The organism is Ruegeria sp. CDSA236 (assembly GCF_059611285.1).
Window position 1 is genome coordinate 1 of sequence record NZ_JBXWPG010000001.1, and the last position, 21,558, is coordinate 21,558.

The window sequence follows — 21,558 nt, forward strand, 5'->3', positions numbered from 1 at the left end:
GTTCGAACTTCCCTTGTTCGAGGATCGGTTCTTATTGGCTGGAAGTTCGGCACGGTTGCGCAATTTTTCCAGCGATACAGAGCGTTTGCGCCCTTTGGACCTTCAAAATGCACAGCTTATGCTACTGGATGATGGGCACTGCCTGACGGATCAGGCCCTGGAGGTTTGTGGTCAGGACCGCAGCAGCGGTCTGATTAACATGGGTGCCTCGTCTTTGGCGACATTATCCCGTTTGGTTGCCGAAGGGTTTGGATTGACGCTCATGCCAGAGCTTGCCGCCCGTTCCGAATCCGACGCGGTACCGGGTCTTGAGCTGATGCGATTTGCCTCGCCGCAGCCGGCAAGGACAGTGGGGCTAGTTCGTCGATCTTCTACCTCGCAGGAAGATTGGTTCGAAAGCCTGGCGGATACCATTCGCACCGTCGGCGAGAGCATTGTCACGCAAACGCGCTAGTCACAAAAAAGCCCGCCTGAAGCGGGCTTTTCTGTTGAGGACGAACTCAAGCCAGTTCCGGCTCTTTGACTTCGTTTAGATGTTTCATCAGGTTTTCCGGTGACGAAACGCCATAGGGGTCCTCGGGGCAGTTATCCATCAGTCCGGGCTCTTCGAACCAGGCTTCGACGACGCCGTCATTGATGATGGCCGCATAGCGCCAGGACCGCATACCAAAACCCAGATTGTCCTTGTCGACCAACATACCCATTTTGCGTGTGAACTCGCCCGAGCCATCAGGGATGACTTTGACGTTTTTCAGGCCCTGATCCTGTGCCCATTTGTTCATGACAAAGCTGTCGTTCACGGACATGCAGTAAATCTCATCGACCCCAGCGGCCTGGAAATCTGCGTATCCGTTTTCGAAACCAGGCAGCTGATAGGTCGAGCATGTCGGGGTGAATGCGCCCGGCAGCGAGAACAGAATTACGCGCTTGCCCGAGAAGTAATCCGCCGTGGTTTTGTCTTCCCAGCGGAACGGGTTTGGTCCCTCGATTGCGGCGTCGCGGACGCGGGTGTGAAAGGTCACTTCGGGCAGTTTGGCGCCAGATTTCATGATCGAACTCCTGTGAATCACATGCGGTTTTCGTGGACTTAAAAGGATTCTAAATCGGCTTCAATGGCCGATGTTCCAGCTGCGTCAGAATCGACCCATGAACGCGTAAGTTGCAGTTAATCATAGGAAATTATTTAGAATTTTGGCCCTGAGACGTCAAAGTCTTTCACCCTGATGCATAGCGGCTATGCATGGGTGGTGTAATAGCAGAGGTCAGTTTATGTTATGGGTAAACCGAATTGACCCAAAGTCAGAAAGACAGGCCGTGCGCGATCTGAACATTCCCGAACAAAGACACCCAGAAAAGGCTCATCGGCCCGACAATTCGCAGCCGAAAAAGCCCAGTTGGATACGCGTCAAAGCGCCCGGTGGTCAGGGTTATGCCGACACGCGCAAGATCATGCGTGACAACAATCTGGTTACGGTCTGCGAAGAAGCCGGATGCCCCAATGTCGGTGAATGTTGGAGCCAGGGCCACGCGACCATGATGATCATGGGCGAGATTTGTACTCGCGGCTGTACCTTTTGCAACATCGCCACCGGTCGCCCGGATTCGCTGGATGCGTTTGAACCGGGTCGCGTTGCTCATGCGGTTGAAAAGCTGGGGTTGAACCATGTGGTCATCACCTCTGTCGACCGCGATGACCTTGCAGATGGCGGGGCAGAGCATTTTGCGCAGACCATTCGCGCCGTGCGTCACCGGTCTCCGGGTACGACGATCGAAATTCTGACGCCCGACTTTCTGAAATGCGATCCGTCCGTTCTAGAAGTTGTCGTTGAGGCAAAGCCAGACGTCTTTAACCATAATCTTGAAACCGTACCCGGCCTCTATCCCGAAGTGCGCCCGGGCGCGCGGTATTTCCACTCTTTGCGTCTATTGCAGCGCGTGAAAGAGCTGGACCCGTCGGTCTTTACCAAATCCGGGATCATGGTCGGTTTGGGTGAGGATGGTCAGCAGGTCCGGCAGGTCATGGATGATATGCGCGCCGCTGAAATTGATTTCCTGACCATCGGTCAGTATCTGCAGCCCACGCCCAAACACCACGGAGTCGATCGGTTCGTAACGCCGGAAGAATTCGCATCCTATGAAAAGGCAGCTTATGGCAAAGGGTTCCTGATGGTATCGGCCACACCTTTGACCCGGTCGTCTTATCACGCCGGAGACGATTTTGCCCGGCTGCGTGAGGCACGCCGGAAAAAGCTGGAACAGGGGTGACACCTGAAGCGCATGCGCGGCTGACACGCCTGCGCCACGAACTGCATCAATATCCCGAACTATCCGGGCACGAGCGTGAGACCGCTGCCCGCATAACAGATCTTTTGCGGGGGTTCGGTGTGGACCATGTGCTTACCGGACTGGGAGGGCATGGCGTTGCCGCGGTTTTTGACAGTGGGCAGGCTGGGCCAACCGTTGGTATCCGGTGCGAATTGGATGGGCTGCCGATTCAAGAACTTGGCACGCACCTATATGTGTCGAAGGTTCCGGGCAAAGGGCATCTGTGTGGCCATGATGGGCACATGGCGATGGTGCTTGGCGTTGCGGAAGACCTGGCGCGTCACCGACCCCAAAAGGGTCGGGTGGTTTTGATCTTTCAACCGGCTGAAGAAACCGGGCGGGGCGCCATCGCCTTTCGCGCGGACCCTCAATTCGCGAAGATCGCGCCGGACTACGTGTTCTCTCTGCACAACCTGCCGGGGTTGGAACTTGGCGCTGTTGAGTTGTGTCAGAGTTCGGCTAACTGCGCCTCGCGCGGGATGAAAATCATCCTGACCGGCAAGACGTCCCATGCGGCTGCGCCTCAGGATGGGATTTCCCCGGCTGAGGCGATGTCCGAACTGGTTTCGAAGCTGGCGAGTTTAGGCGCAGGCGGCGCGTTGGATGCCGATTTTGCGCTGACAACTGTGACGCATGCCCGTTTGGGAGAGCCGACTTTCGGCGTCGCTCCGGGACAGGCCGAGATCTGGGTAACCTTGCGCACCGTTTCAGATGCCCGGATGCAGACGCTGATGACCGAGGCCGAGGCACTGGCGCGCCGCGCCGCATCCGCCGACAGTCTGGAGGTTGAGATCACCTATGACGATGTCTTCGAGGCCTGCGTCAATCACAGCGACGCGGTGAGCATCATCGCAACGGCCTGCGCCGAGCGTGGAGTACCGTGCCATTCAACAGAGACGCCGCAAAAGTTCTCAGAAGATTTCGGGCAATTTGGGAAAGGCGCAAAAACGGCCATGTTCTGGCTGGGGTCGGGGCAGGATCATCCGCAATTGCATAACCCTGACTATGATTTCCCAGACGCACTTATCTCGGTAGGAGTAGACGTATTTGTTGCCGCAATTCGATCACTTAATGGCTGAAACTTCAGTTTACGAGATCGCTCACTATTCCAACGGCATCAATGACTGTCTTAGTTTCATCAGATATCGACAGGATTTCGTCATCCACGCGGATATATCGCTGACCGGCGGGTAGGGGCTTCAACTTCCAGCCGTCCAGGTCATCAAGATAGTCAAAATTCAGATCGTTAGGGAGTTTCTGACCTCGCGTATAACGCTTGATCTGTCCGGGCGGTACACCAACGCCATTATTGGTCTTTATCGACTTTTCGATTTTCGACTTGTCTGGACCTTTCCCTTTGCCCTTGTTGTCTTTTGCGTCCGCAAGACCAACCGTTGCGGCGACTGCGCAAGTCGCCAGAAGCCCAATAGACATTACTTTCATAAGCAGAATCCTCCCAAGATGATTGGAGGGTAATCTGTTGTTGAGGGCGTTGTCCAATGGTATTCAATTAAGTGAATGCAAAGGTGCGCAGCAACTTTGACTATTGGAATCTGGGTCTATTTTTACCCTTCTCAGGCTTCGATAAAACGAACCTTACCAATAAATGGCAAGTTGCGATTGCGCTGTGCGTAGTCGATCCCGTAACCCACAACAAACTCATCAGGAATTTCAAACCCGATCCAGTCCGAACGGAAATCGACTTCGCGCCGGCTGGGCTTGTCCAGTAGTGCGATCGAGCGAAGTTTTCCAGGATCGCGGCTTTGCAGCAGATGAGTAACATGGTTCAGCGTGTGCCCGGTGTCGACGATATCCTCGACTACCAGAACGTCGCGACCCTCAATAGCGCCGCGCAGGTCTTTTAGAATGCGGACTTCCCGGCTGCTTTCCATCGCATCCCCGTAGGATGACGCCTCAAGGAAATCCACTTCAATGGGCAAGTCCAATTCGCGCACCAGATCGGCGATAAAGACAAAGCTACCACGCAGCAGGCCGACAACAACCAGCTTGTCGGTTCCGTCGAATTCGGCAGTGATTTCGCGGCAAAGTTCTTCGATCCTGGCGGCAATGGCCTTTGCCGAGATCATCTCATCAATCACATATCCGCGCTGGCTCATCACTGCCCCCTTGATCTTTGGCGCGCAACATACGACATGACGCGCCATTGTCACCTGCAAAAACCGGACGCCATGCCTATACATTCGGAAACGCGACACCTGCCTTACACTGCGCAACAGATGTACGATCTGGTTGCCGATGTAGCAAAGTATCCCGAGTTTTTGCCCTGGTGTGCGGCTGCACGTATCCGACGCTCATATGCAGCAGGAGAGGCACAGGTGATGGAAGCTGACCTGATCATTTCGTTCAAAGTGTTCCGCGAACGCTTTGGCAGCCGGGTTACCCTGTTTGCCGAACAACGCCGGATCGACACGGAATATCTGGATGGGCCCTTCAAATACATGAAGTCGGACTGGCATTTCGAGGACGCGGCAGAAGGCGGGTGCAACGTTTCGTTCCATGTTGATTTTGAATTCAAGAATGCCATTCTTCAGGGTATCATCGGAGTGGTCTTCAATGAGGCGATGCACAGGATCGTGAGGGCGTTCGAGGGCCGGGCAGAGGAATTGTACAGCTAAGTCTTTACCCGAAAGCGGCGCTTGCTAGACTGCGCCACATGACTGATTTTACCACAGCATTGGCCGATTTTGCCTCGGGGCCTGTTGCGACCTCGTCAGAGGCCCGTCTTGTAACCTCTCTGTCTGCGCTGGATTGGGTGGCTGTTGGCCGCGTCGGTGTTAGCGAACCCGTATCTCAGACCGTGCGCGCACTGGTTCTGGATGAAGGAGGCAACCCGCAGGCCCATCTGTTTGGCGGGGGGCTGGCTCCCGTCAGAGCAGCAGGTTTGGTTAACGGAACCATTTCCCACGCTTTGGATTATGATGACACGCATTTTGCGCATATCGGGCACCCTTCGGTCGCGGTTATGCCTGCGGCCTTTGCCCTTTGTGATTGGGACGACCGGATTCTTGTCGATGTCCTTGAGGCCGCTCTTGTCGGGATGGAGGTTTCGATCCGCGTAGGGCTTTGGCTGGGGCGTGCGCATTACCAGGGCGGGTTCCATCAGACCGCGACGTCAGGTGCCTTTGGTGCGGCGGTCGCCGCTGGCCGGGTGCTGCGGTTCGATACGGAAAAGATGCGCCGGGTTCTTGGTCTGGCTGCCACCCGCGCCGCAGGGCTGAAAGCTCATTTCGGCACGATGGGAAAGCCCTATAATGCCGGGCTAGCTGCCGCTGCAGGGGTTGAGGCTGCGCTGTTGGTGTCCAAGGGGTTTGATCCCAACTCGGATGCGCTTGAGGGGCCCTATGGTTTTGGTGCAACCCATATGGGTCAGTCCGAAAAGGCCGCTGCTCTGGATGGAATCGGAGAGACGTGGCTGTTCAAAGATGTAAGCCATAAGTTTCATGCCTGCTGTCATGGGTTGCACGCCGCATTAGAGGCCGCACGTGACCTGGATATTGCAGAGCCCGAAGTAGCCGAGATCAGGATCAGGACCCACCCGCGCTGGATGACAGTGTGTAATCAAACCTCTCCGACCACCGGGTTGGGGGCCAAGTTTTCCTACCGGACGGTTATTGCTATGCAAGCGCTGGGATATGACACAGCCTTGCCAGACAGTTTTTCGGATAAGGTATGTGCGGATAGGCGCCTGCAATCGCTGCGGGACCGGATTTCAGTCGAAGCCGATGAGTCGCTGTCTGAAACTCAAGCGGATCTGTCTTTGCTGCGCCGCGATGGGGCACGTAAACAGGCCAGCCACGATTTGCTTGGCCCTATGACATTGGCCGACCGGGAAGACCGGGTCAGAAGCAAGGCGGCCAAGCTGATCGGTGCCGAGGACGCAGACGCGATCTGGTCGATGCTGCGTACCGGTGGCCGCACCCGTGATCTGGCGAAAATGCTGGCGCGTTAGACGACGCGCCAGTGCAAGGGGAACCCGGGTTCGAATACTGTTACCGGGCCGTCGTCAGTTTCGATCTTGTCGGGATATTCAACGGGGTCGCCCTTGGTAAGGGTGATGGTTTCTTTATTCACCGGCAGGCCATAAAACGCAGGTCCGTTCAATGATGTGAACCCTTCCAGCTTGTCCAGCGCATCCGCTTTGTCAAACATCTCGGCCACCAGGGACATGGTGTTTGTGGCGGTGAAACATCCCGCACAACCACAGGCCATTTCCTTGTTCGCATCTGTGTGTGGCGCGCTGTCGGTGCCAAGGAAGTAGCAAGATATCCCAGAAGTTGCGGCGCTCATCAAAGCCTGGCGATGGGTCTCGCGCTTGGCCACGGGCAGGCAGTAGTAATGCGGTTTGATCCCGCCCACCAGGATGTGATTGCGGTTGATGATCAGGTGATGGGCCGTGATTGTTGCAGCAAGATCATCTCCACCGGATTGCGCATAAATCGCACCCTGAGCCGTCGTGATGTGTTCCATCACCACCCGCAAACCAGGAGTCGCCTGGCGCAGTGGATCAAGTATCGTATCGATGAAAACCTCTTCGCGGTCGAAAATGTCGACCTCGGCATCGGTGACTTCACCATGGACACACATCGGCAGACCGATCTCAGCCATTCTCTCAAGCACCGGGCGGACCTTGTCGAAATCACGCACGCCCGAGGCGGAATTGGTGGTTGCGCCTGCGGGATACAGCTTTACGGCCTTGATCAGCCCACTTGCATGGGCTGCGGCGACATCCTCGGCGTCGGTGTCTTCGGTCAGGTACAAGGTCATCAGTGGCTCGAACGGCATGCCTTCGGGCAGGGCGGCCAGAATGCGGTCGCGATATGCGGCGGCCTGATCGCCGCGCACAACTGGCGGAACGAGGTTTGGCATAATGATCGCTCGGGCAAAATGGCGTGCGGTTTCGGGCAGAACGGCCTGCAACATGGCGCCATCGCGCAAATGCAGATGCCAGTCATCGGGGCGGCGAATGGTCAGCGTATCAGTCATGCGCACCCGCTAGCACAGCCTCGGCCAAAGACCAACCAAACCGTGAGGATCTGGTGCAAAAACTTCACCTATTTGCGGCGATGGCGTCTGGGTGGCGGGGCCGGGGCCTTGACGCCCCTGCGCTTGCATGACCTGTTAAGCAACGAAAGAAAGAGGGTTCCATGACGCAGCAAGATTCCATTGATACCGTGCAGCAGATGCTGGGCTCACAGGGTTACGTATGCGGTCGAGCCTTGGCGACAGTGGTGTTTTTGTCGCTTAAACTGGGCCGCCCGCTATTTCTTGAGGGTGAGGCAGGTGTCGGGAAAACCGAGATTGCCAAAGCACTGGCCGCTGGTCTGAACCGTCGCCTGATCCGCCTGCAGTGTTATGAAGGGCTGGACGCCTCCTCGGCGGTTTACGAATGGAATTTCCCGGCGCAAATGGTTGCGATCCGAACCGCCGAAGCCTCGGGCGGCGCTGACCGGGGTTCGTTGCAGACCGAATTGTTTTCTGACGACTACCTGATCGAGCGTCCGTTGTTGCAGGCCATGCGTCCGGATGAAAACGGGGCACCCGTCCTGTTGATTGATGAACTTGACCGCACGGATGAACCGTTTGAGGCCTTCCTGCTGGAAGCGCTCAGCGATTTTCAGGTCACCATCCCCGAATTGGGCACTGTCAAAGCGCCGGAGCCACCGATTGTCATCGTTACATCGAACCGAACGCGAGAGGTGCATGACGCCCTGAAACGCCGTTGCTTGTACCATTGGGTCGATTACCCGGATTTTGACCGTGAAATTGAAATTCTGAACGCCCGCGCACCCGAGGTCGCCGAGGCGCTAAGCCGAGAGGTCGTCGCCTTTGTCCAACACCTGCGCACAGAGGATCTGTTCAAGAAACCAGGCGTGGCCGAGACGATCGACTGGGCCAAATGCCTGCTGGCGCTGGACGTCATCAACCTTAGCCCCGAAGTGATCGGCGACACGCTGGGAGCGATCCTGAAATATCAGGACGATATCCAGCAACTGCAAGGGTCCGAGGCGAAACGCATTCTGGATGAAGCCAAGGCGTCGCTGGAACCTGCCTGATGGCTGAACAGCTCCCTCTCGAAATCCCCGACAACCCAAAACTGGCGCAGAATATCACTCATTTCGCGCGGGCTTTGCGCAAGGCAGGGCTGCCGATTGGCACCGGGCGGGTTGTGGATGCGATCCGGGCGGTTCAGGTTGCGGGCTTCTCGGAAAAGCGGGATTTTTACTGGACGTTGCACGCTTGTTTCGTGACCCGACCCGAGCATCGGGCAGTATTTGCGCAGATTTTCCGCATGTATTGGCGCGACCCACGTTACATGGAACACATGATGTCCATGATGCTGCCCGCGATCCGCGGCGTTCAGGAAGAGCGCAAGGCCGAAGCTGCAGAGAAACGCGCGGCCGAGGCTCTGCTGGACGGCGTCGAACGGGACTTGCCTGACAACACTGACATCGAGGAAGAAACTGAGCTGGAGATAGATGCGTCGCGGACCGCGTCCTCGGAAGAACGGTTGCGCAATCTAGACTTTGAGCAAATGAGCACCGAAGAAATTGCTTTGGCCAAGCGCATTCTGGCACAGCTCAAATTGCCGGTAAAACCAATCGAGTCGCGCCGAGGCCAAGCCAGCCACCTTGTGCATCGGGTCGACCGCGCCCGCACGCTGCGCGCATCCATGCGGCAGGGTGGTGAACTGCGGGACATCGCGTATTTGAAGCCGAAACAACGGTGGCCGAACCTTGTCGTTCTCTGCGATATCTCAGGATCTATGAGCCAGTACTCTCGTATCATCCTGCATTTCCTGCATGCGGTTTCAAACGTCAAGGGCGCGGGGTGGGCCAAGGTTCATGCGTTTACCTTCGGCACGAGGTTGACGAATATCACCCGGCACCTGCGCCAACGCGATGTAGATGCTGCCCTGTCGGCGGCAGGGGCCGAGGCGCAAGATTGGGAGGGTGGCACGCGGATCGGGGAATGCCTGCACGCTTTTAACCGTGACTGGTCGCGTCGGGTTCTGGGGCAGGGTGCGGTGGTGTTGTTGATTACGGATGGTCTGGATCGGGGCGAACCCGAGGTGCTTGGAAAAGAAATCCAGCGCCTGCATCTGTCAGCCCGCCGTTTGATCTGGCTGAACCCTTTGTTGCGTTGGGATGGCTTTGCGCCAAAAGCGCAGGGGGTGGCGGCGATGCTTCCCCATGTTGACAGCTTTCGGGCCGGTCATTCCATTGCGTCGCTGGAAGATCTGGCCAAAGTCATCTCAAAACCGGATGACATGGGTGAGAAAGCGCGGTTGATGGCCGCGCTTTCGAAGTAGGTCTCAACCAAGCTGTTCTTCGTTGCACTTACGCGCCATTTCCATCGCTTTGTACGTACCGGTCAGATCAACGGTGAAGGCGAATTCCTTTTCGGGGAACACAACCATAACTTTCTGTTTGGCAAGGTCTTCGGCAAACTTGGGGTCATCCGACAGCACATAGCCACCCGAATAGCCTTTGGTGATGTTGCCCTTCATGCCGGTGGCTTCTCCAAGATACAGGTTTTCGCCCAGCAGGATCGCCACAGCCTCGGTTTCGCCACGCTTGATGTTGGTTTCAGCTTTGGTGAATACGCCAACATATCCCACGCCGCGGTCTTCGGTCAGGCCCATTTGAACCACGTTTTCCGCGTCATCGACAGCTTCGATCAGGCAGGATTTCTTGTCTTCGTCGATGAAGATTTTCCATCCGTCCACTTCGCCATAGCGCAGGAAGGTATCTGCGCTGGCCACTGTCGCCGCTAGCATTCCCAATACTGATCCGAGTGTAATAATGTGTTTCAAGTCTCTGTCTCCTTTTGAAAATAATCTGCGTCACAGCTGCGCATGATCCGCGTTTAGGTCAGAATCGGGAGGGCTGGCAATCAATGCTTGGGATGTTCGGCTGAAACCCGCGGGGCTTTGCATAGCATTTGGAATTTCTTTCAAGGCCCATGAGTTAGCCTGATGGTTTACTTTTCATCCTGCCAAACCTGCCTATGTTGGTGCGGGAAACGCCAGGAGGGCGATATGGACAGATTCGACAACAGCCCCGAGACTGCTCTGGATTGGTATGAAACGGGAAAGCCAGTTGCGCTGGCTACGGTTGTTCAGACCTGGGGCAGTGCCCCCAGACGTGTTGGTGCTCAGCTTGTGATAGCAGGTGATGGCCGCTTTGAGGGGTCAGTATCGGGTGGCTGTGTCGAAGGTGCGGTTGTTGTCGAGGCGTTGGAAGCGATCGAAGAGGGTGAAGCGCGCCTACTTGAATTCGGGGTCAGTGACGAAGATGCTTTTGCGGTCGGGCTGGCCTGTGGCGGAACAATTCGGGTACTGGTCGAACCTATTGGATCGGTCCTTCCTGAAAGCATATTGCGCGATCTGGTCGCTGCACGCGCGCAGCGCGAGCCTGTGGCTTATGAAGTGAATATCGAATCCGGTCATCGTGCGTTGCAGCGCGATCGTTATCCCGAACGCATGCGCATGGACCGGTCCGGTTTCGAAGAGGATGCGAAGACATTTGTTTCGGTCCACAATCCGCCCTTGCGGTTGATAGTGGTCGGGGCCGTTCATATTGCTCAGGCCCTGGTCCCGATGGCGCGAATTGCGGGGTACGACCCTGCGATTGTGGATCCGCGAGATGCGTTTGCAACCGCCGCAAGATTCCCTCAGGAAACCGTGCTGACGGATTGGCCGGATGAGGCCGTTGCAAAGCTTGGAATGGATGCGCGAACGGCTGTTGTCTTGCTGACCCATGATCCAAAACTGGATGATCCCGCGTTAGAGGCCGCCCTGAGAGCCGGTGTGTTCTATATTGGGGCGCTGGGGTCTAATCGAACGCATGCGAAACGCGTCACCCGGATGAAAGAAGCCGGATTTACTGAAGGGCAGATTTCACAGATTCACGGTCCCGTAGGCTTGGATATCGGTGCCGCCGATCCTGCGGAAATTGCGGTTTCCATATTGGCCGAAATGACCGCGGTGTTGCGGGGCAAAGCATGAAGTTTGGCTCGGTTCCTCTGCGCGAGGCCGCCGGTGCAATTCTGGCGCATTCAGTGAAAGCCCAAGACACAAAGCTGCGTAAGGGCCTTTTGCTCACGCAAACTCATCTGGATGAAATGGCCGCCGCCGGGTTGACCTCGGTCACTGTTGCGCAGCTGGAACCCGGTGATTGTCACGAAAACGACGCTGCCCGGAGTTTGGCAGAGGCTTTGGCCCCGGACCCGGCAACCGTGGGATTGCGCGTCACCGAGCCGTTCACAGGGCGCGTTAACCTCTTGGCGAGAGGCCCCGGAGTCGCTGTTCTGGACGTACAGGCGCTGGAAGCGTTCAACTTGGTTAACCCGATGATTACCGTGGCCACAGTTCCCCAATATCAACAGATGGGATCAGGCGGGATGGTGGCGACAATTAAAGTCATTTCTTATGCCGTCCCCGGCGAAGATGTGGTGCGTGCCTCGGCGCTGGCACAAGGGGCGGTGCGCCTGTCTGGCCCGGTGTTTCGCAGTGCTGGCCTGATCGTCACAGACATCCCCGGAGGTGTTTCGAACGACAAGGGTATTGCCGCAATCCGAGGGCGAGTCGAAGCCCTGGGTATGGGTTTGGATGACATTCGGGTGGTGCCACATGAGATTCAGGCGCTGTCTGCTGCCTTGACGGGCGTTAAAGGGGATATTGTCCTGATCTTGACGGGCTCAGCAACTTCGGATGCACATGATGTCGCGCCGCAGGCCGTTCGTGTTGCAGGCGGTCAGGTGGATCGGTTTGGAATGCCGGTAGATCCGGGCAACCTGTTGTTCACCGGTCTGCTGGACGCCAGACCTGTAATCGGTTTGCCGGGGTGTGCGCGTTCTCCCGCACTGAACGGTGCGGATTGGGTTTTGTCGCGCGTGGCTTGCGGGATTGAAACGACAGCGGCGCATATTGCAGGCATGGGGGTCGGTGGATTGCTCAAGGAAATCCCGACCCGGCCACAGCCACGCGCATCTATCAAGCGGTAAGGCGTTTGACATCAATTTAAGACCCAGATCGGGCCGATTTGTTCGGCATTGTGATCTGTCCTAAACGGCGCCCTGCGAAATTTTTGTTCTCAAACAATAAGTCCCGTGTTTAACTCGACAGAGAAAAATATGACATGGGAGGAACTTATGACACAGGTCACCATGACCGTGAACGGGAGGTCTGTTAGCGGAGAGGTTGAGGGTCGGACGTTGTTGTCTGGATTTTTACGTGATCATCTGTCGCTGACCGGAACGCATGTTGGATGTGACACGGCGCAATGTGGGGCGTGTGTTGTTCATGTGAATGGCGCAGCGGTGAAGTCGTGCAACATGCTTGCGCTGGAAGCGGACGGGTCTGAGGTCGCCACGATTGAGGGCCAGGCCGCTGAGGATGGGTCTTTGAACGTGATTCAGCAGGCGTTTCAGGATCATCACGGGTTGCAATGCGGGTTTTGTACGCCGGGCATGGTGATGAGCGCCGCCGCCTTGCTCAAAGAGAACCCGCGCCCGAGCGAAGCCGAGATTCGAAAGTATCTGGAAGGCAACCTGTGCCGCTGCACAGGCTATCACAACATTGTCAAAGCGATCATGGCCGCATCGGGTCAGGACGTAAGCGGCATCGCTGCCGAGTAATACCGACGTAAAGAATTTTCGACGAAAATTCTTTTTCAGGGAGGAGAACAAGCAATGCCCAAAGACAGTGGCATCGGAGCCAGTTCCAAACGGCGCGAGGACGTGCGCTTTTTAACCGGAGCAGGCAATTACACCGACGATATCAACGTGCATGGCCAGGCCTATGTGCATTTTCTGCGGTCCGACATCGCGCATGGCCGGATCAACAATATCGACACTTCGTCTGCCGAGGCCATGCCGGGCGTGGTCAAAGTGTTTACCGGCAAGGATTTCGAAGGTGTGGGCGGCATGCCCTGTGGCTGGGAAGTGACCGACAAGCACGGCGCACCGATGCAGGAACCTCCGCATCCCATTTTGGCACAGGGTAAAGTGCGCCATGTGGGCGATCCGATTGCTGCTGTGGTTGCCGACAGCCTGGAACAGGCCCGCGACGCGGCTGAGGCGATCGAGCTTGATATCGAGGAGCTGCCCGCCGTGATCGACATGAAGGCCGCCGCGCAAGAAGGCGCGACGCTGGTCCATGACGATCTGAAAAACAACATCTGCTATGATTGGCAGCTGGGCGAAACCGATGATGCCAAGGTCAATGAGGTCTTTGCCAATGCGGCCCATGTCACCACGCTGGATCTGGTGAACAACCGTCTGGTTGCCAATCCGATGGAGCCGCGTGTGGCGGTGGGCGAGTACAGCCGCGGCACCGAAGAATACACGCTTTATACCACGTCGCAGAACCCGCATGTGATCCGCCTGTTGATGTGTGCCTTTGTTCTGGGCCTGCCCGAACACAAGGTTCGCGTGGTCGCGCCGGATGTGGGTGGCGGCTTTGGCACCAAGATCTTCCACTATGCCGAAGAGGCGTTCTGCACCTTCGCCGCCAAGGCTTGTAACCGCCCGGTCAAATGGACCTCGAGCCGGTCCGAGGCGTTCATGTCTGACGCGCATGGGCGCGACCATGTCGGACAGATCGAACTGGCGCTGGATGCGGACAATAACTTTATCGGTCTGCGCACCAACACCTATGCAAATATGGGCGCGTATCTGTCGACCTTCTCCAGCTCGGTACCGACATGGCTGCACGGGACGCTGATGGCGGGCAACTACAAGACGCCGCTCATTCAGGTTAACGTCAAGGCGATGTTCACCAACACGGTCCCGGTGGATGCCTATCGCGGCGCGGGCCGTCCGGAGGCGACGTTCCAGTTGGAGCGGGTCGTGGACAAGGCAGCGCGTGAACTGGGTGTCGATCCGATCGCCCTGCGCCGGCAGAACTTCATCACCCAGTTCCCCTATGACACACCGGTGGCGCTGACCTATGACACAGGCGATTATAATGGGACGATGGACAAGCTTGAGTCCGCTGCTGATCTGGCAGGCTTTGCCGCGCGTCGCGCTGAAAGCGAGGCCAAGGGCAAGCTGCGGGGTCTGGGCGTCAACTGTTATATCGAGGCTTGCGGCATCGCGCCCTCGAACATCGTTGGTATGCTGGGGGCCCGTGCGGGTCTGTATGATGCGGCGACTGTGCGGGTGAATGCCACCGGTTCGATCAGCGTCATGGTAGGTGCCCATAGCCACGGGCAGGGGCATGAAACGGCCTTCCCGCAGGTTGTGGCGGACATGATCGGTATCGACGAGTCGATGATCGAGATCGTGCATGGCGACACGTCGAAGATTCCGTTTGGCATGGGCACTTATGGCTCGCGGTCTTTGGCGGTCTGTGGATCGGCGATGGTAAAGGCAACTGAGAAAGTGATCGACAAGGCCAAGAAGATCGCGGCGCATCTGTTGGAGGCGTCCGAGGCTGATATCGAGCTGAAGGACGGTCAGTTCAGCGTGGCAGGGACCGACAAGTCGGTGGCCTGGGGTGATGTCACCCTGACGGCCTATGTGCCGCATAACTTTCCGCTGGAGGTCGAGCCCGGGCTGGAGGAAACCGCCTTTTATGACCCGGCCAACTTTACCTTCCCGGCTGGCGCCTATGCCTGTGAGGTCGAGGTTGACCCCGAAACCGGTCGGGTCACCATCGAAGCCTTCACTGCCGCTGATGACTTTGGCAATATCGTCAACCCGATGATCGTGGATGGTCAGGTGCATGGCGGAATCGGTCAGGGCATCGGTCAGGCATTGCTTGAAAACTGTGCCTATGACGAAAACGGTCAGCTGCTGAGCGCATCCTTCATGGACTATGCGATGCCGCGTGCCGATGATGTGCCGTTCTATGCGGTGGATCATTCCAGCCAGACGCCCTGTACGCATAACCCGTTGGGTGTGAAGGGCTGTGGTGAGGCCGGGGCAATCGGCTCACCACCTGCGGTGGTCAACGCGGTGCTGGATGCGTTGAATTCAGGCGGCAAAGCCATCGATCATATCGATATGCCGGTGAGTCCATCGCGTGTTTGGACCGCGATGCACGGGTGAGAGGTTGGGGTGCGAGGGGTCAACCCCTCGCGCTCCCCGAGATATTTATAGCCAGATGAAGGGCGGATCAGCGCCTTTCGGAAAGGAAGACGAAATGTACAATTTCGAATTTGAGAAACCCTCGACCATAGCCGACGCGGTTGCCGCTTTAGGGGCTGAGGATGCGCAGGCGTTGGGTGGTGGGCAAACCCTGATCCCGACGCTGAAACAACGATTGGCGGCGCCATCGGCACTCGTCTCGCTCAGCGGAATTCCCGAAATGCAGGGCGTCTGTGTTGGGGATGACGGGTCGGTTTCTATCGGTGGCGCAACGCCGCATGCAGTTGTTGCGCAAGAGGCAGCGGGATCATACCCGGCGCTGGCCGCATTAGCCGGTCAGATCGGTGATCCGGCGGTGCGCAACCGCGGCACGATTGGCGGTTCGGTCGCGAATAACGATCCGGCGGCGTGTTACCCTGCGGGCGTTCTGGGATCGGGGGCCACAATCGTGACCAACGCCCGTCAGATTGCGGCGGATGCGTTTTTTGATGGCATGTTCTCGACCGCACTGGATGAGGGTGAGATCATCACTTCCATCCGCTTTCCGGTGCCACAGGCCGCGAGCTATCAGAAGTTCTTGCAGCCAGCCTCGCGCTTTGCGTTGGTGGGCGTCTATCTGGCCCGGTTCGCCGATGGTGTGCGTGTGGCGGTCACAGGCGCCAGCGAGGATGGGGTGTTCCGCTGGTCCGAAGCAGAACAGGCGCTGAATACTGAATTCCGACCGGACGCGTTGATGGGGCTGAACATCAACCCGGCCAACATGATCGGCGATCTTCATGGCAGCAAAGCGTATCGCGCGCATCTGGTCAGTGTGATGACCAAGCGGGCTGTGCTGGCCTGCATGTAATTAAATCGGCTTTTAGTCGCAAAGCCCCGGGGTGTGTCCCTCGGGGCTTTTTCTATTTTCGGCGTATTTTCGGAAGTTTGTTTGGTTGCCAATAAGCTCCGGTATCTTCGCGCGCTTTTTGATAGGCCTCGACGCGGTGGGCTGCGGTTTCGCCGCCTGCCTCAAATAGATGGCCGATGAGGCATTCGAGCACGGCCATGACCCCGGTAAAACTTGAGGTGTGATGTTGTGACCTTGTGCTGACGGTAAAGACGACATCCGGGTCGACACCCGGCGCAATGACTTCGCTATCCGAGATCAGGATGACCCGAAGTCCTTTTTCCCGGGCGTACCTCACGGATTTTATCGTTTCGGCCGAATAGGGGCTTACGGTGATTGCCAGCAGGCAATCCTTGTCATCCGCGTCCAGCAGATCATCAGTGGCCGAGCCAATGTGGCGGGGGATCAACTGAATGCCCGGGTGCGCCATGCGCCCGTTATAGGAGAAATAATAGGCCAGCGCGTAACTCGCACGAGTGGCTGTTACGAAGCATCGGCGGGACCCGAGTATATGTTCAATGGCCAGATGCGCTGTGTCGGGCCTCATCAATCGCAGCGACCTGACAACGACATTCTGTTCGTTGCGGGCAAGCTTGGCTTGAAGTTGACCATGGGCTCCTTCAGCGTGCATGTGGGTTTGCCAGGCAGGGCCAAGGAATTCTTCGTTATCCGTCGCCAGATTTTGACGGAACGGAGAGCGAAAGGCCTGAAACCCACCATAGCCCATATACTGGGCAAGCCTGACAAGGACATTTGCACTGACACCGATCTTCTCGGCAGTTACCCGTATCGGGTCGAGGCCAAAATCCGCGGGGTGATCCACGATGTATTTGGCTGCCGCCTGAAGTCTGGGCGGCATCTGGTCGATGTTTTTCCTCAAGTTATCTGTCAGCTGGCGTTGGGTCTCTGTCATGAAAAAACATATGTTATGAAAGAAGGAAGTGTAAAACATAGGCCGCTTGCATAGATGCGGCAACAGGTAATCGGGGGCAGGGAATGTCACAGCATCGGTCGAAATCTGAACCCTACATTCTGGCGGCGCCCAATGGTGCGCGCCGAGGTGCGGCAGATCACCCAGCCCTGCCTGTCACAACCTCGCAAATTCTTGAAGCGGCCAGAGCATGCCATGAGGCCGGTGCGGCCGGTCTTCATCTGCACATTCGGGACACAGAAGGCCGTCACTCTTTGGACGCGGGACAGTATCTGGAAACACTTGCCGAACTTCGGCGGAGGGTTCCTGCCCTGGACATCCAGATCACAACCGAGGCGGCAGGGATTTTTGATGTAAGCGGCCAGTTCGAATGTCTGAGGAAGGTTAGACCGGCTTGGGCGTCGATCTCGGTCCGCGAAATCGCGCGCGATAACGATCTGGCTGACCGGATCTATGGTCTTTGCGCGGATCAGGGGACGCGGGTTCAGCATATTCTTTACGACGCTGAAGATGCGGCCCTATTAACAAGGTGGCAAAAGCGTGGTGTTGTGCGCGAACAGCAATCCGACCGTTTGCTTGTTCTGGGGCGCTATCGGACTGATCAGGAATCAAAGCCCTCGGATCTGGATGCGTTTCCGGACGGGGATTCGCCCTGGATGATCTGTGCCTTTGGAAAACAAGAGCATGACTGTCTGGTACATGCGGCGTCCTTGGGCGGTGATGTCCGGGTCGGATTTGAAAACAGCATCGCAGATCGGAACGGAGACACTTGGGACAATAACGCCGCCTCAGTCGCGGCTCTTGTCGCCAGATTGAAAGAGGATAGATCATGAGCCACGTTTTCCCACGCCATACGAAATCTCAGCTGCCAGTCGCGGTTGGCGGCGAAGGCTGCTATCTGATCGATGCTGACGGTAAGCGGTATCTGGATTGCGGTGATGCTGCTGTGTCCTGTCTTGGCCACTCAAACCGGGCGGTGATCGAGGCGGTTCAAAGCCAGGTTGAAAAGATCGCCTTTGCGCATACCGGGTTTATGACGTCCGAACCTGCCGAAGCCCTTGCGGACCTTCTGATTGATCATGCGCCCGGGGATTTGGATCGCGTTTACTTCGTATCCGGAGGGTCCGAAGCAACAGAGGCCGCCATCAAACTGGCGCGGCAGTATTTTCTTGAGATCGGTCAGCCCGAGCGCCGCCACGTCATCGCGCGCCGCCAAAGCTATCATGGAAACACTTTGGGGGCCTTGTCAGCGGGGGGAAATGCCTGGCGCCGTGCGCAATTCGCACCGATGCTGATCGAAATGACCCATATCGCGCCCTGCTACGAATATGCCGAAAAGCAAGATGGTGAGAGCAGCCACGCCTATGGTCAACGGGTGGCCGACGAGTTGGAGGCCGAAATTTTGCGTCTTGGCCCTGAAACCGTCATGGCGTTTATGGCCGAGCCAGTCGTGGGGGCAACGCTGGGGGCGGTCCCGGCGGTCGAAGGGTATTTTAGGCGCATACGTGAAATCTGTGATCAATATGGCGTTTTGCTGATCCTGGATGAGGTCATGTGCGGAATGGGGCGCACCGGGCATTTGTTTGCCTGCGATCACGATGGAATTGCCCCGGATATTCTGTGCATCGCCAAAGGTTTGGGGGCGGGTTATCAACCCATCGGCGCAATGTTGTGTACGAGCCGGATATATAAGGCGATCCAAATTGGGTCAGGGTTTTTCCAGCACGGGCATACCTATGTCGGCCATCCGGTGGCAACTGCAGCGGCATTGGCGGTGCTGAAGGAATTGACGAGCCAACAACTGCCCCAGCGCGCCGAGTTTATGGGACAGAGACTGCAATCTGCGCTGGAAACTGCGTTCAGCGAGCACCCTAATGTCGGCGATATTCGGGGCCGCGGGCTGTTCCGCGGTATCGAGCTGGTCTCGGATCGGGCCGGAAAAACACCGTTTGATCCCTCACTTGGTCTCGCGGGCAAGATCAAGAAGGCGGCGTTAAACGCTGGTCTGATCTGTTACCCCATGTCTGGCACGCGCGATGGTCGAAGTGGCGACCATATTCTGTTGGCGCCGCCTTTCATTATCAAAGACGCACAGATTGAGGAATTGGTTGAAAAGCTGGGGGTTGCACTCAAAGCCGCGATCTGACGCTCTTTTGATCTGACCTTCTCTTTTTACTCAATAGGGTATCGACAAAAGGTCAATTCCTGAAGGAGCGATGATGATTGTCGACATCTGGAAGAGTTTTCGTGACTTGCCCGCCTGGGTACAGATCTGGTTGGTGGTGCTGCTCATCCCGACCAATCTGGCACCTCTGGCGTATCTGGATCAGCCCAATGGTATTCTAATCGCAGCACTCTCAATCGGTGGGATGGCATTGAATCTTCCGATCATGCTGGCGACCCGAGGGATGAGCAAAGCGATGGCATTTCCGCATCTAATATGTTGGGTGCCAATGGTTTTCGTCGTGATTGCAGCATTTGCAAGCGAAGCCGAACTGGCGACCGGATATGCGAAATTTCTGGTGTTTCTACTGGTTATTGACCTGATTTCGCTGGCATTTGATGTGAATGACGCAAGGGTCTGGTTCAAAAGCCGAAGCGCAAAATAAAACCCCCTCATTCCGAGGGGGTTTCGAATAACTCAGTTGTCGCAGGGCTTACTTCTGCGGCAGCGGGCCGATCATCATGATCATCTGACGGCCTTCCATCTTGGGCATGTTCTCGACCTTGCCGATTTCCTTGGTGTCCACGGCAACACGTTCCAGCAGCTCACGGCCCAGATTCTGGTGTGCCATCTCACGACCACGGAAGCGCAGAGTCACCTTTACCTTGTCGCCGTTTTCAAGGAATTTGAACACGTTGCGCATTTTGACTTCATAGTCATGAGTATCGGTGTTGGGACGGAACTTGACCTCTTTCACCTCAATGACTTTTTGCTTTTTGCGCGCTTCGGCCTCGCGTTTCTGCGTTTCGTACTTGAATTTACCAAAGTCCATGATTTTGCAAACCGGAGGGTTTGCATTCGGCGAAATCTCGACCAGATCCAGGCCGGCTTCGTCCGCGAGTTGCATGGCTTTGGCGGGATGAACCACCCCGACATTTTCACCTTCGGCGCCGATAAGGCGAATTTCGGGGGCACGGATCTTATCATTGACGCGCGGGCCGGTGTCTCTCTGAGGCGGCGCGTTGTGAGGTCTGCGAGCTATGGGTTCATTCCTTTGATGATTGCAGAATTTCAAGCCCGGAATTTAGACTGGGCTGCGGGACGATTCAAGCGGCATAAGTGACCACCAGCGTGAATTTCCCATGATATTCCCGCGTTTTTGCCGATCTGATGTCGCATATCAGACCGGCAAACCGGATTAGCCAACAAAGGCCTTTTCAATGACGAATTCCTTGGGGTCGGAATTTGCGCCTTCGCGCAGTCCGAAATCCTCGAGGATTTTTTTGATATCCAGGTTGAAAGCCAATGATCCGCAAACCATCGCGCGGTCCGTATCCGGCTGGATGCCGCCCTCAATCCCCAGATCGGCAAATACTGTGCCGTCTTTCAACAGCTCGGTAATGCGGCCCATCTTGGGGCTCTGTTCGCGTGTGGTGGTCGGGTAGTAACGAATCTTGTCCGCAAAACCTTCGCCCATCAGCTCAGCCAGCATTTCGTCCTGGCGAATGTCTTCGATCAGCTGACGACCATATTCCAGCTCGGCCACTTCGCGGCAGGTATGAGTGATGATGATCTCGTCATAATCCTCATAGGTCTGCGGTTCGCGCAGCAGTGAGGCGAAGGGTGCAAAGCCGGTGCCGGTGGCAAAGAACCACAGGCGCTTACCGGGCAGCAGGGCGTCATGGACCAGCGTGCCAACCGGCTTGGGCCGCAGGATGATCTGATCGCCTGGTTTGATGTGCTGAAGTTTCGAAGTCAGCGGGCCGTCCTGTACCTTGATCGAATAGAACTCAAGCTCCTCATCCCAGGACGGCGAGGCGATGGAATAGGCGCGCAGCAGGGGTTTGCCGTTGTCGCCCAGCAGGCCGATCATCACAAACTCGCCCGAGCGGAACCGCAAGGACGCGGGGCGCGACACTTTGAATGAGAACAGGCTGTCGGTCCAATGTTTGACGTCTGTTACAGTCTGGGCGTCCGGCAGAACGGGGGCCTTCACGGCGGTTGCTTCGGTCACGGGTTTCATCTCTGTCATCGTTTCACTGCCGGTGGAGTAAACCGACATCTCCGTTTAATCTTTGATCCAAGTCAGGAAAAGGGGGCTCTTGCCCCTACGTTCCTATTTGAGGCTGCAAAAGGCGA

The 21,558-nt window shown here is 56.7% G+C and carries 23 protein-coding genes; 15 read left to right on the forward strand and 8 right to left on the reverse strand.

Going from position 1 to position 21,558, the window contains the following annotated elements; translation table 11 throughout:
• A partial coding sequence (locus AC2FLB_RS00005) for a LysR substrate-binding domain-containing protein (protein ID WP_496708388.1) occupies positions 1-454 on the forward strand: 454 nt, incomplete at its 5' end.
• A gap of 46 nt (positions 455-500) precedes the next feature.
• Here AC2FLB_RS00005 and AC2FLB_RS00010 read toward each other — a convergent pair.
• Positions 501-1,049 (reverse strand): peroxiredoxin, encoded by a 549-nt coding sequence (locus AC2FLB_RS00010; RefSeq protein WP_496691335.1) that lies wholly within the window; start codon positions 1,047-1,049, stop codon positions 501-503.
• A 265-nt stretch (positions 1,050-1,314) separates the two neighbouring features.
• Here AC2FLB_RS00010 and lipA point away from each other — a divergent pair, with 265 nt between their 5' ends.
• Together lipA and AC2FLB_RS00020 are read left to right on the forward strand one after the other, a co-directional pair.
• Positions 1,315-2,265, forward strand: a complete 951-nt coding sequence (gene lipA, locus AC2FLB_RS00015) for a lipoyl synthase (RefSeq protein ID WP_142634131.1) — start codon at positions 1,315-1,317, stop codon at positions 2,263-2,265.
• Positions 2,262-3,404 carry an amidohydrolase gene (locus AC2FLB_RS00020; RefSeq protein ID WP_496708389.1) on the forward strand — a complete coding sequence of 381 codons (1,143 nt, stop codon included), beginning with the start codon at positions 2,262-2,264 and terminating at the stop codon, positions 3,402-3,404. Before lipA ends, AC2FLB_RS00020 begins: the two co-directional genes overlap by 4 nt.
• Positions 3,405-3,408: 4 nt before the next feature.
• Here the strand turns inward: AC2FLB_RS00020 and AC2FLB_RS00025 are convergent, their stop codons facing one another.
• Complete coding sequence (locus AC2FLB_RS00025) at positions 3,409-3,768, reverse strand: hypothetical protein (RefSeq protein ID WP_496700207.1); 360 nt, start codon at positions 3,766-3,768, stop codon at positions 3,409-3,411.
• A gap of 131 nt (positions 3,769-3,899) precedes the next feature.
• Positions 3,900-4,442 (reverse strand): hypoxanthine phosphoribosyltransferase, encoded by a 543-nt coding sequence (hpt, locus tag AC2FLB_RS00030; RefSeq protein WP_496708390.1) that lies wholly within the window; start codon positions 4,440-4,442, stop codon positions 3,900-3,902.
• Positions 4,443-4,514: 72 nt separating this feature from the next.
• Here hpt and AC2FLB_RS00035 point away from each other — a divergent pair, with 72 nt between their 5' ends.
• Positions 4,515-4,961 (forward strand): type II toxin-antitoxin system RatA family toxin, encoded by a 447-nt coding sequence (locus tag AC2FLB_RS00035; RefSeq protein ID WP_142634123.1) that lies wholly within the window; start codon positions 4,515-4,517, stop codon positions 4,959-4,961.
• Between the two features lie 38 nt (positions 4,962-4,999).
• The gene (locus AC2FLB_RS00040; protein ID WP_496708391.1) at positions 5,000-6,295 is read left to right on the forward strand and encodes an MmgE/PrpD family protein; all 1,296 of its coding nucleotides are present in this window, start codon (positions 5,000-5,002) and stop codon (positions 6,293-6,295) included.
• Here the strand turns inward: AC2FLB_RS00040 and pyrC are convergent.
• A complete protein-coding gene (gene pyrC / locus AC2FLB_RS00045; RefSeq protein WP_496700209.1) occupies positions 6,292-7,329 on the reverse strand; it encodes a dihydroorotase in 1,038 nt (345 codons plus the stop codon). The two genes, AC2FLB_RS00040 and pyrC, sit on opposite strands and share 4 nt — an antisense overlap.
• A 161-nt stretch (positions 7,330-7,490) precedes the next feature.
• On the opposite strand from pyrC, the gene AC2FLB_RS00050 reads away from it, so the two are divergent.
• Both AC2FLB_RS00050 and AC2FLB_RS00055 read left to right on the forward strand, forming a co-directional pair.
• Positions 7,491-8,399 (forward strand): AAA family ATPase, encoded by a 909-nt coding sequence (locus AC2FLB_RS00050; protein ID WP_271946832.1) that lies wholly within the window; start codon positions 7,491-7,493, stop codon positions 8,397-8,399.
• Positions 8,399-9,655 (forward strand): vWA domain-containing protein, encoded by a 1,257-nt coding sequence (locus tag AC2FLB_RS00055; protein WP_496708392.1) that lies wholly within the window; start codon positions 8,399-8,401, stop codon positions 9,653-9,655. The genes AC2FLB_RS00050 and AC2FLB_RS00055 overlap by 1 nt, the downstream gene beginning before the upstream one ends.
• 3 nt (positions 9,656-9,658) lie before the next feature.
• On the opposite strand, the gene AC2FLB_RS00060 is transcribed toward AC2FLB_RS00055, so the two are convergent.
• Positions 9,659-10,159 carry a hypothetical protein gene (locus AC2FLB_RS00060; RefSeq protein ID WP_246097135.1) on the reverse strand — a complete coding sequence of 167 codons (501 nt, stop codon included), beginning with the start codon at positions 10,157-10,159 and terminating at the stop codon, positions 9,659-9,661.
• 225 nt (positions 10,160-10,384) lie between these two features.
• On the opposite strand from AC2FLB_RS00060, the gene AC2FLB_RS00065 reads away from it, so the two are divergent.
• The 5 genes from AC2FLB_RS00065 (at position 10,385) to AC2FLB_RS00085 (ending at position 16,285) form a co-directional block, all read left to right on the forward strand.
• Entirely contained in the window at positions 10,385-11,353 is a 969-nt protein-coding gene (locus AC2FLB_RS00065) for an XdhC family protein (RefSeq protein WP_496700211.1), read from the forward strand.
• Positions 11,350-12,351, forward strand: coding sequence for a molybdopterin-binding protein (locus AC2FLB_RS00070; RefSeq protein WP_142634111.1), 1,002 nt, complete (start codon positions 11,350-11,352; stop codon positions 12,349-12,351). The genes AC2FLB_RS00065 and AC2FLB_RS00070 overlap by 4 nt, the downstream gene beginning before the upstream one ends.
• 147 nt (positions 12,352-12,498) lie before the next feature.
• The gene (locus AC2FLB_RS00075) at positions 12,499-12,984 is read left to right on the forward strand and encodes a (2Fe-2S)-binding protein (RefSeq protein ID WP_142634109.1); all 486 of its coding nucleotides are present in this window, start codon (positions 12,499-12,501) and stop codon (positions 12,982-12,984) included.
• A gap of 54 nt (positions 12,985-13,038) precedes the next feature.
• On the forward strand, positions 13,039-15,399 hold the full coding sequence (locus AC2FLB_RS00080) for a xanthine dehydrogenase family protein molybdopterin-binding subunit (protein WP_496708393.1): 2,361 nt from the start codon (positions 13,039-13,041) through the stop codon (positions 15,397-15,399).
• Between the two features lie 94 nt (positions 15,400-15,493).
• Positions 15,494-16,285 (forward strand): FAD binding domain-containing protein, encoded by a 792-nt coding sequence (locus tag AC2FLB_RS00085; RefSeq protein ID WP_142634105.1) that lies wholly within the window; start codon positions 15,494-15,496, stop codon positions 16,283-16,285.
• Positions 16,286-16,337: 52 nt separating this feature from the next.
• Here the strand turns inward: AC2FLB_RS00085 and AC2FLB_RS00090 are convergent, their stop codons facing one another.
• Positions 16,338-17,237 (reverse strand): MurR/RpiR family transcriptional regulator, encoded by a 900-nt coding sequence (locus AC2FLB_RS00090; RefSeq protein ID WP_496708394.1) that lies wholly within the window; start codon positions 17,235-17,237, stop codon positions 16,338-16,340.
• 83 nt (positions 17,238-17,320) lie between these two features.
• On the opposite strand from AC2FLB_RS00090, the gene AC2FLB_RS00095 reads away from it, so the two are divergent.
• From AC2FLB_RS00095 to AC2FLB_RS00105, 3 genes are all read left to right on the forward strand, one after another.
• Positions 17,321-18,088: a beta-keto acid cleavage family enzyme gene (locus AC2FLB_RS00095; RefSeq protein WP_496708395.1), complete on the forward strand. Its 768-nt coding sequence runs from the start codon at positions 17,321-17,323 to the stop codon at positions 18,086-18,088.
• Positions 18,085-19,401, forward strand: a complete 1,317-nt coding sequence (locus tag AC2FLB_RS00100; protein ID WP_496708396.1) for an aspartate aminotransferase family protein — start codon at positions 18,085-18,087, stop codon at positions 19,399-19,401. The genes AC2FLB_RS00095 and AC2FLB_RS00100 overlap by 4 nt, the downstream gene beginning before the upstream one ends.
• 73 nt (positions 19,402-19,474) lie before the next feature.
• Positions 19,475-19,864, forward strand: coding sequence for a hypothetical protein (locus AC2FLB_RS00105; protein ID WP_496708397.1), 390 nt, complete (start codon positions 19,475-19,477; stop codon positions 19,862-19,864).
• A 48-nt stretch (positions 19,865-19,912) separates the two neighbouring features.
• Here AC2FLB_RS00105 and infC read toward each other — a convergent pair whose 3' ends face one another.
• Both infC and AC2FLB_RS00115 read right to left on the reverse strand, forming a co-directional pair.
• Positions 19,913-20,494, reverse strand: a complete 582-nt coding sequence (gene infC, locus AC2FLB_RS00110; RefSeq protein WP_246097134.1) for a translation initiation factor IF-3 — start codon at positions 20,492-20,494, stop codon at positions 19,913-19,915.
• 123 nt (positions 20,495-20,617) lie between these two features.
• Entirely contained in the window at positions 20,618-21,451 is an 834-nt protein-coding gene (locus tag AC2FLB_RS00115) for a ferredoxin--NADP reductase (RefSeq protein ID WP_496708667.1), read from the reverse strand.
• Positions 21,452-21,558 lie beyond the last annotated feature (107 nt).

Bases quoted from the DNA above. Each gene is read 5' to 3' on its own strand.
- AC2FLB_RS00010 (WP_496691335.1), bottom strand. From the start codon at position 1,049: ATGAAATCTGGCGCCAAACTGCCCGAAGTGACCTTTCACACCCGCGTC.
- AC2FLB_RS00025 (WP_496700207.1), bottom strand. From the start codon at position 3,768: ATGAAAGTAATGTCTATTGGGCTTCTGGCGACTTGCGCAGTCGCCGCA.
- hpt (WP_496708390.1), bottom strand. From the start codon at position 4,442: ATGAGCCAGCGCGGATATGTGATTGATGAGATGATCTCGGCAAAGGCC.
- AC2FLB_RS00035 (WP_142634123.1), top strand. From the start codon at position 4,515: ATGCCTATACATTCGGAAACGCGACACCTGCCTTACACTGCGCAACAG.
- AC2FLB_RS00040 (WP_496708391.1), top strand. From the start codon at position 5,000: ATGACTGATTTTACCACAGCATTGGCCGATTTTGCCTCGGGGCCTGTT.
- pyrC (WP_496700209.1), bottom strand. From the start codon at position 7,329: ATGACTGATACGCTGACCATTCGCCGCCCCGATGACTGGCATCTGCAT.
- AC2FLB_RS00050 (WP_271946832.1), top strand. From the start codon at position 7,491: ATGACGCAGCAAGATTCCATTGATACCGTGCAGCAGATGCTGGGCTCA.
- AC2FLB_RS00055 (WP_496708392.1), top strand. From the start codon at position 8,399: ATGGCTGAACAGCTCCCTCTCGAAATCCCCGACAACCCAAAACTGGCG.
- AC2FLB_RS00065 (WP_496700211.1), top strand. From the start codon at position 10,385: ATGGACAGATTCGACAACAGCCCCGAGACTGCTCTGGATTGGTATGAA.
- AC2FLB_RS00070 (WP_142634111.1), top strand. From the start codon at position 11,350: ATGAAGTTTGGCTCGGTTCCTCTGCGCGAGGCCGCCGGTGCAATTCTG.
- AC2FLB_RS00075 (WP_142634109.1), top strand. From the start codon at position 12,499: ATGACACAGGTCACCATGACCGTGAACGGGAGGTCTGTTAGCGGAGAG.
- AC2FLB_RS00080 (WP_496708393.1), top strand. From the start codon at position 13,039: ATGCCCAAAGACAGTGGCATCGGAGCCAGTTCCAAACGGCGCGAGGAC.
- AC2FLB_RS00085 (WP_142634105.1), top strand. From the start codon at position 15,494: ATGTACAATTTCGAATTTGAGAAACCCTCGACCATAGCCGACGCGGTT.
- AC2FLB_RS00090 (WP_496708394.1), bottom strand. From the start codon at position 17,237: ATGACAGAGACCCAACGCCAGCTGACAGATAACTTGAGGAAAAACATC.
- AC2FLB_RS00095 (WP_496708395.1), top strand. From the start codon at position 17,321: ATGTCACAGCATCGGTCGAAATCTGAACCCTACATTCTGGCGGCGCCC.
- AC2FLB_RS00100 (WP_496708396.1), top strand. From the start codon at position 18,085: ATGAGCCACGTTTTCCCACGCCATACGAAATCTCAGCTGCCAGTCGCG.
- AC2FLB_RS00105 (WP_496708397.1), top strand. From the start codon at position 19,475: ATGATTGTCGACATCTGGAAGAGTTTTCGTGACTTGCCCGCCTGGGTA.
- AC2FLB_RS00115 (WP_496708667.1), bottom strand. From the start codon at position 21,451: ATGACAGAGATGAAACCCGTGACCGAAGCAACCGCCGTGAAGGCCCCC.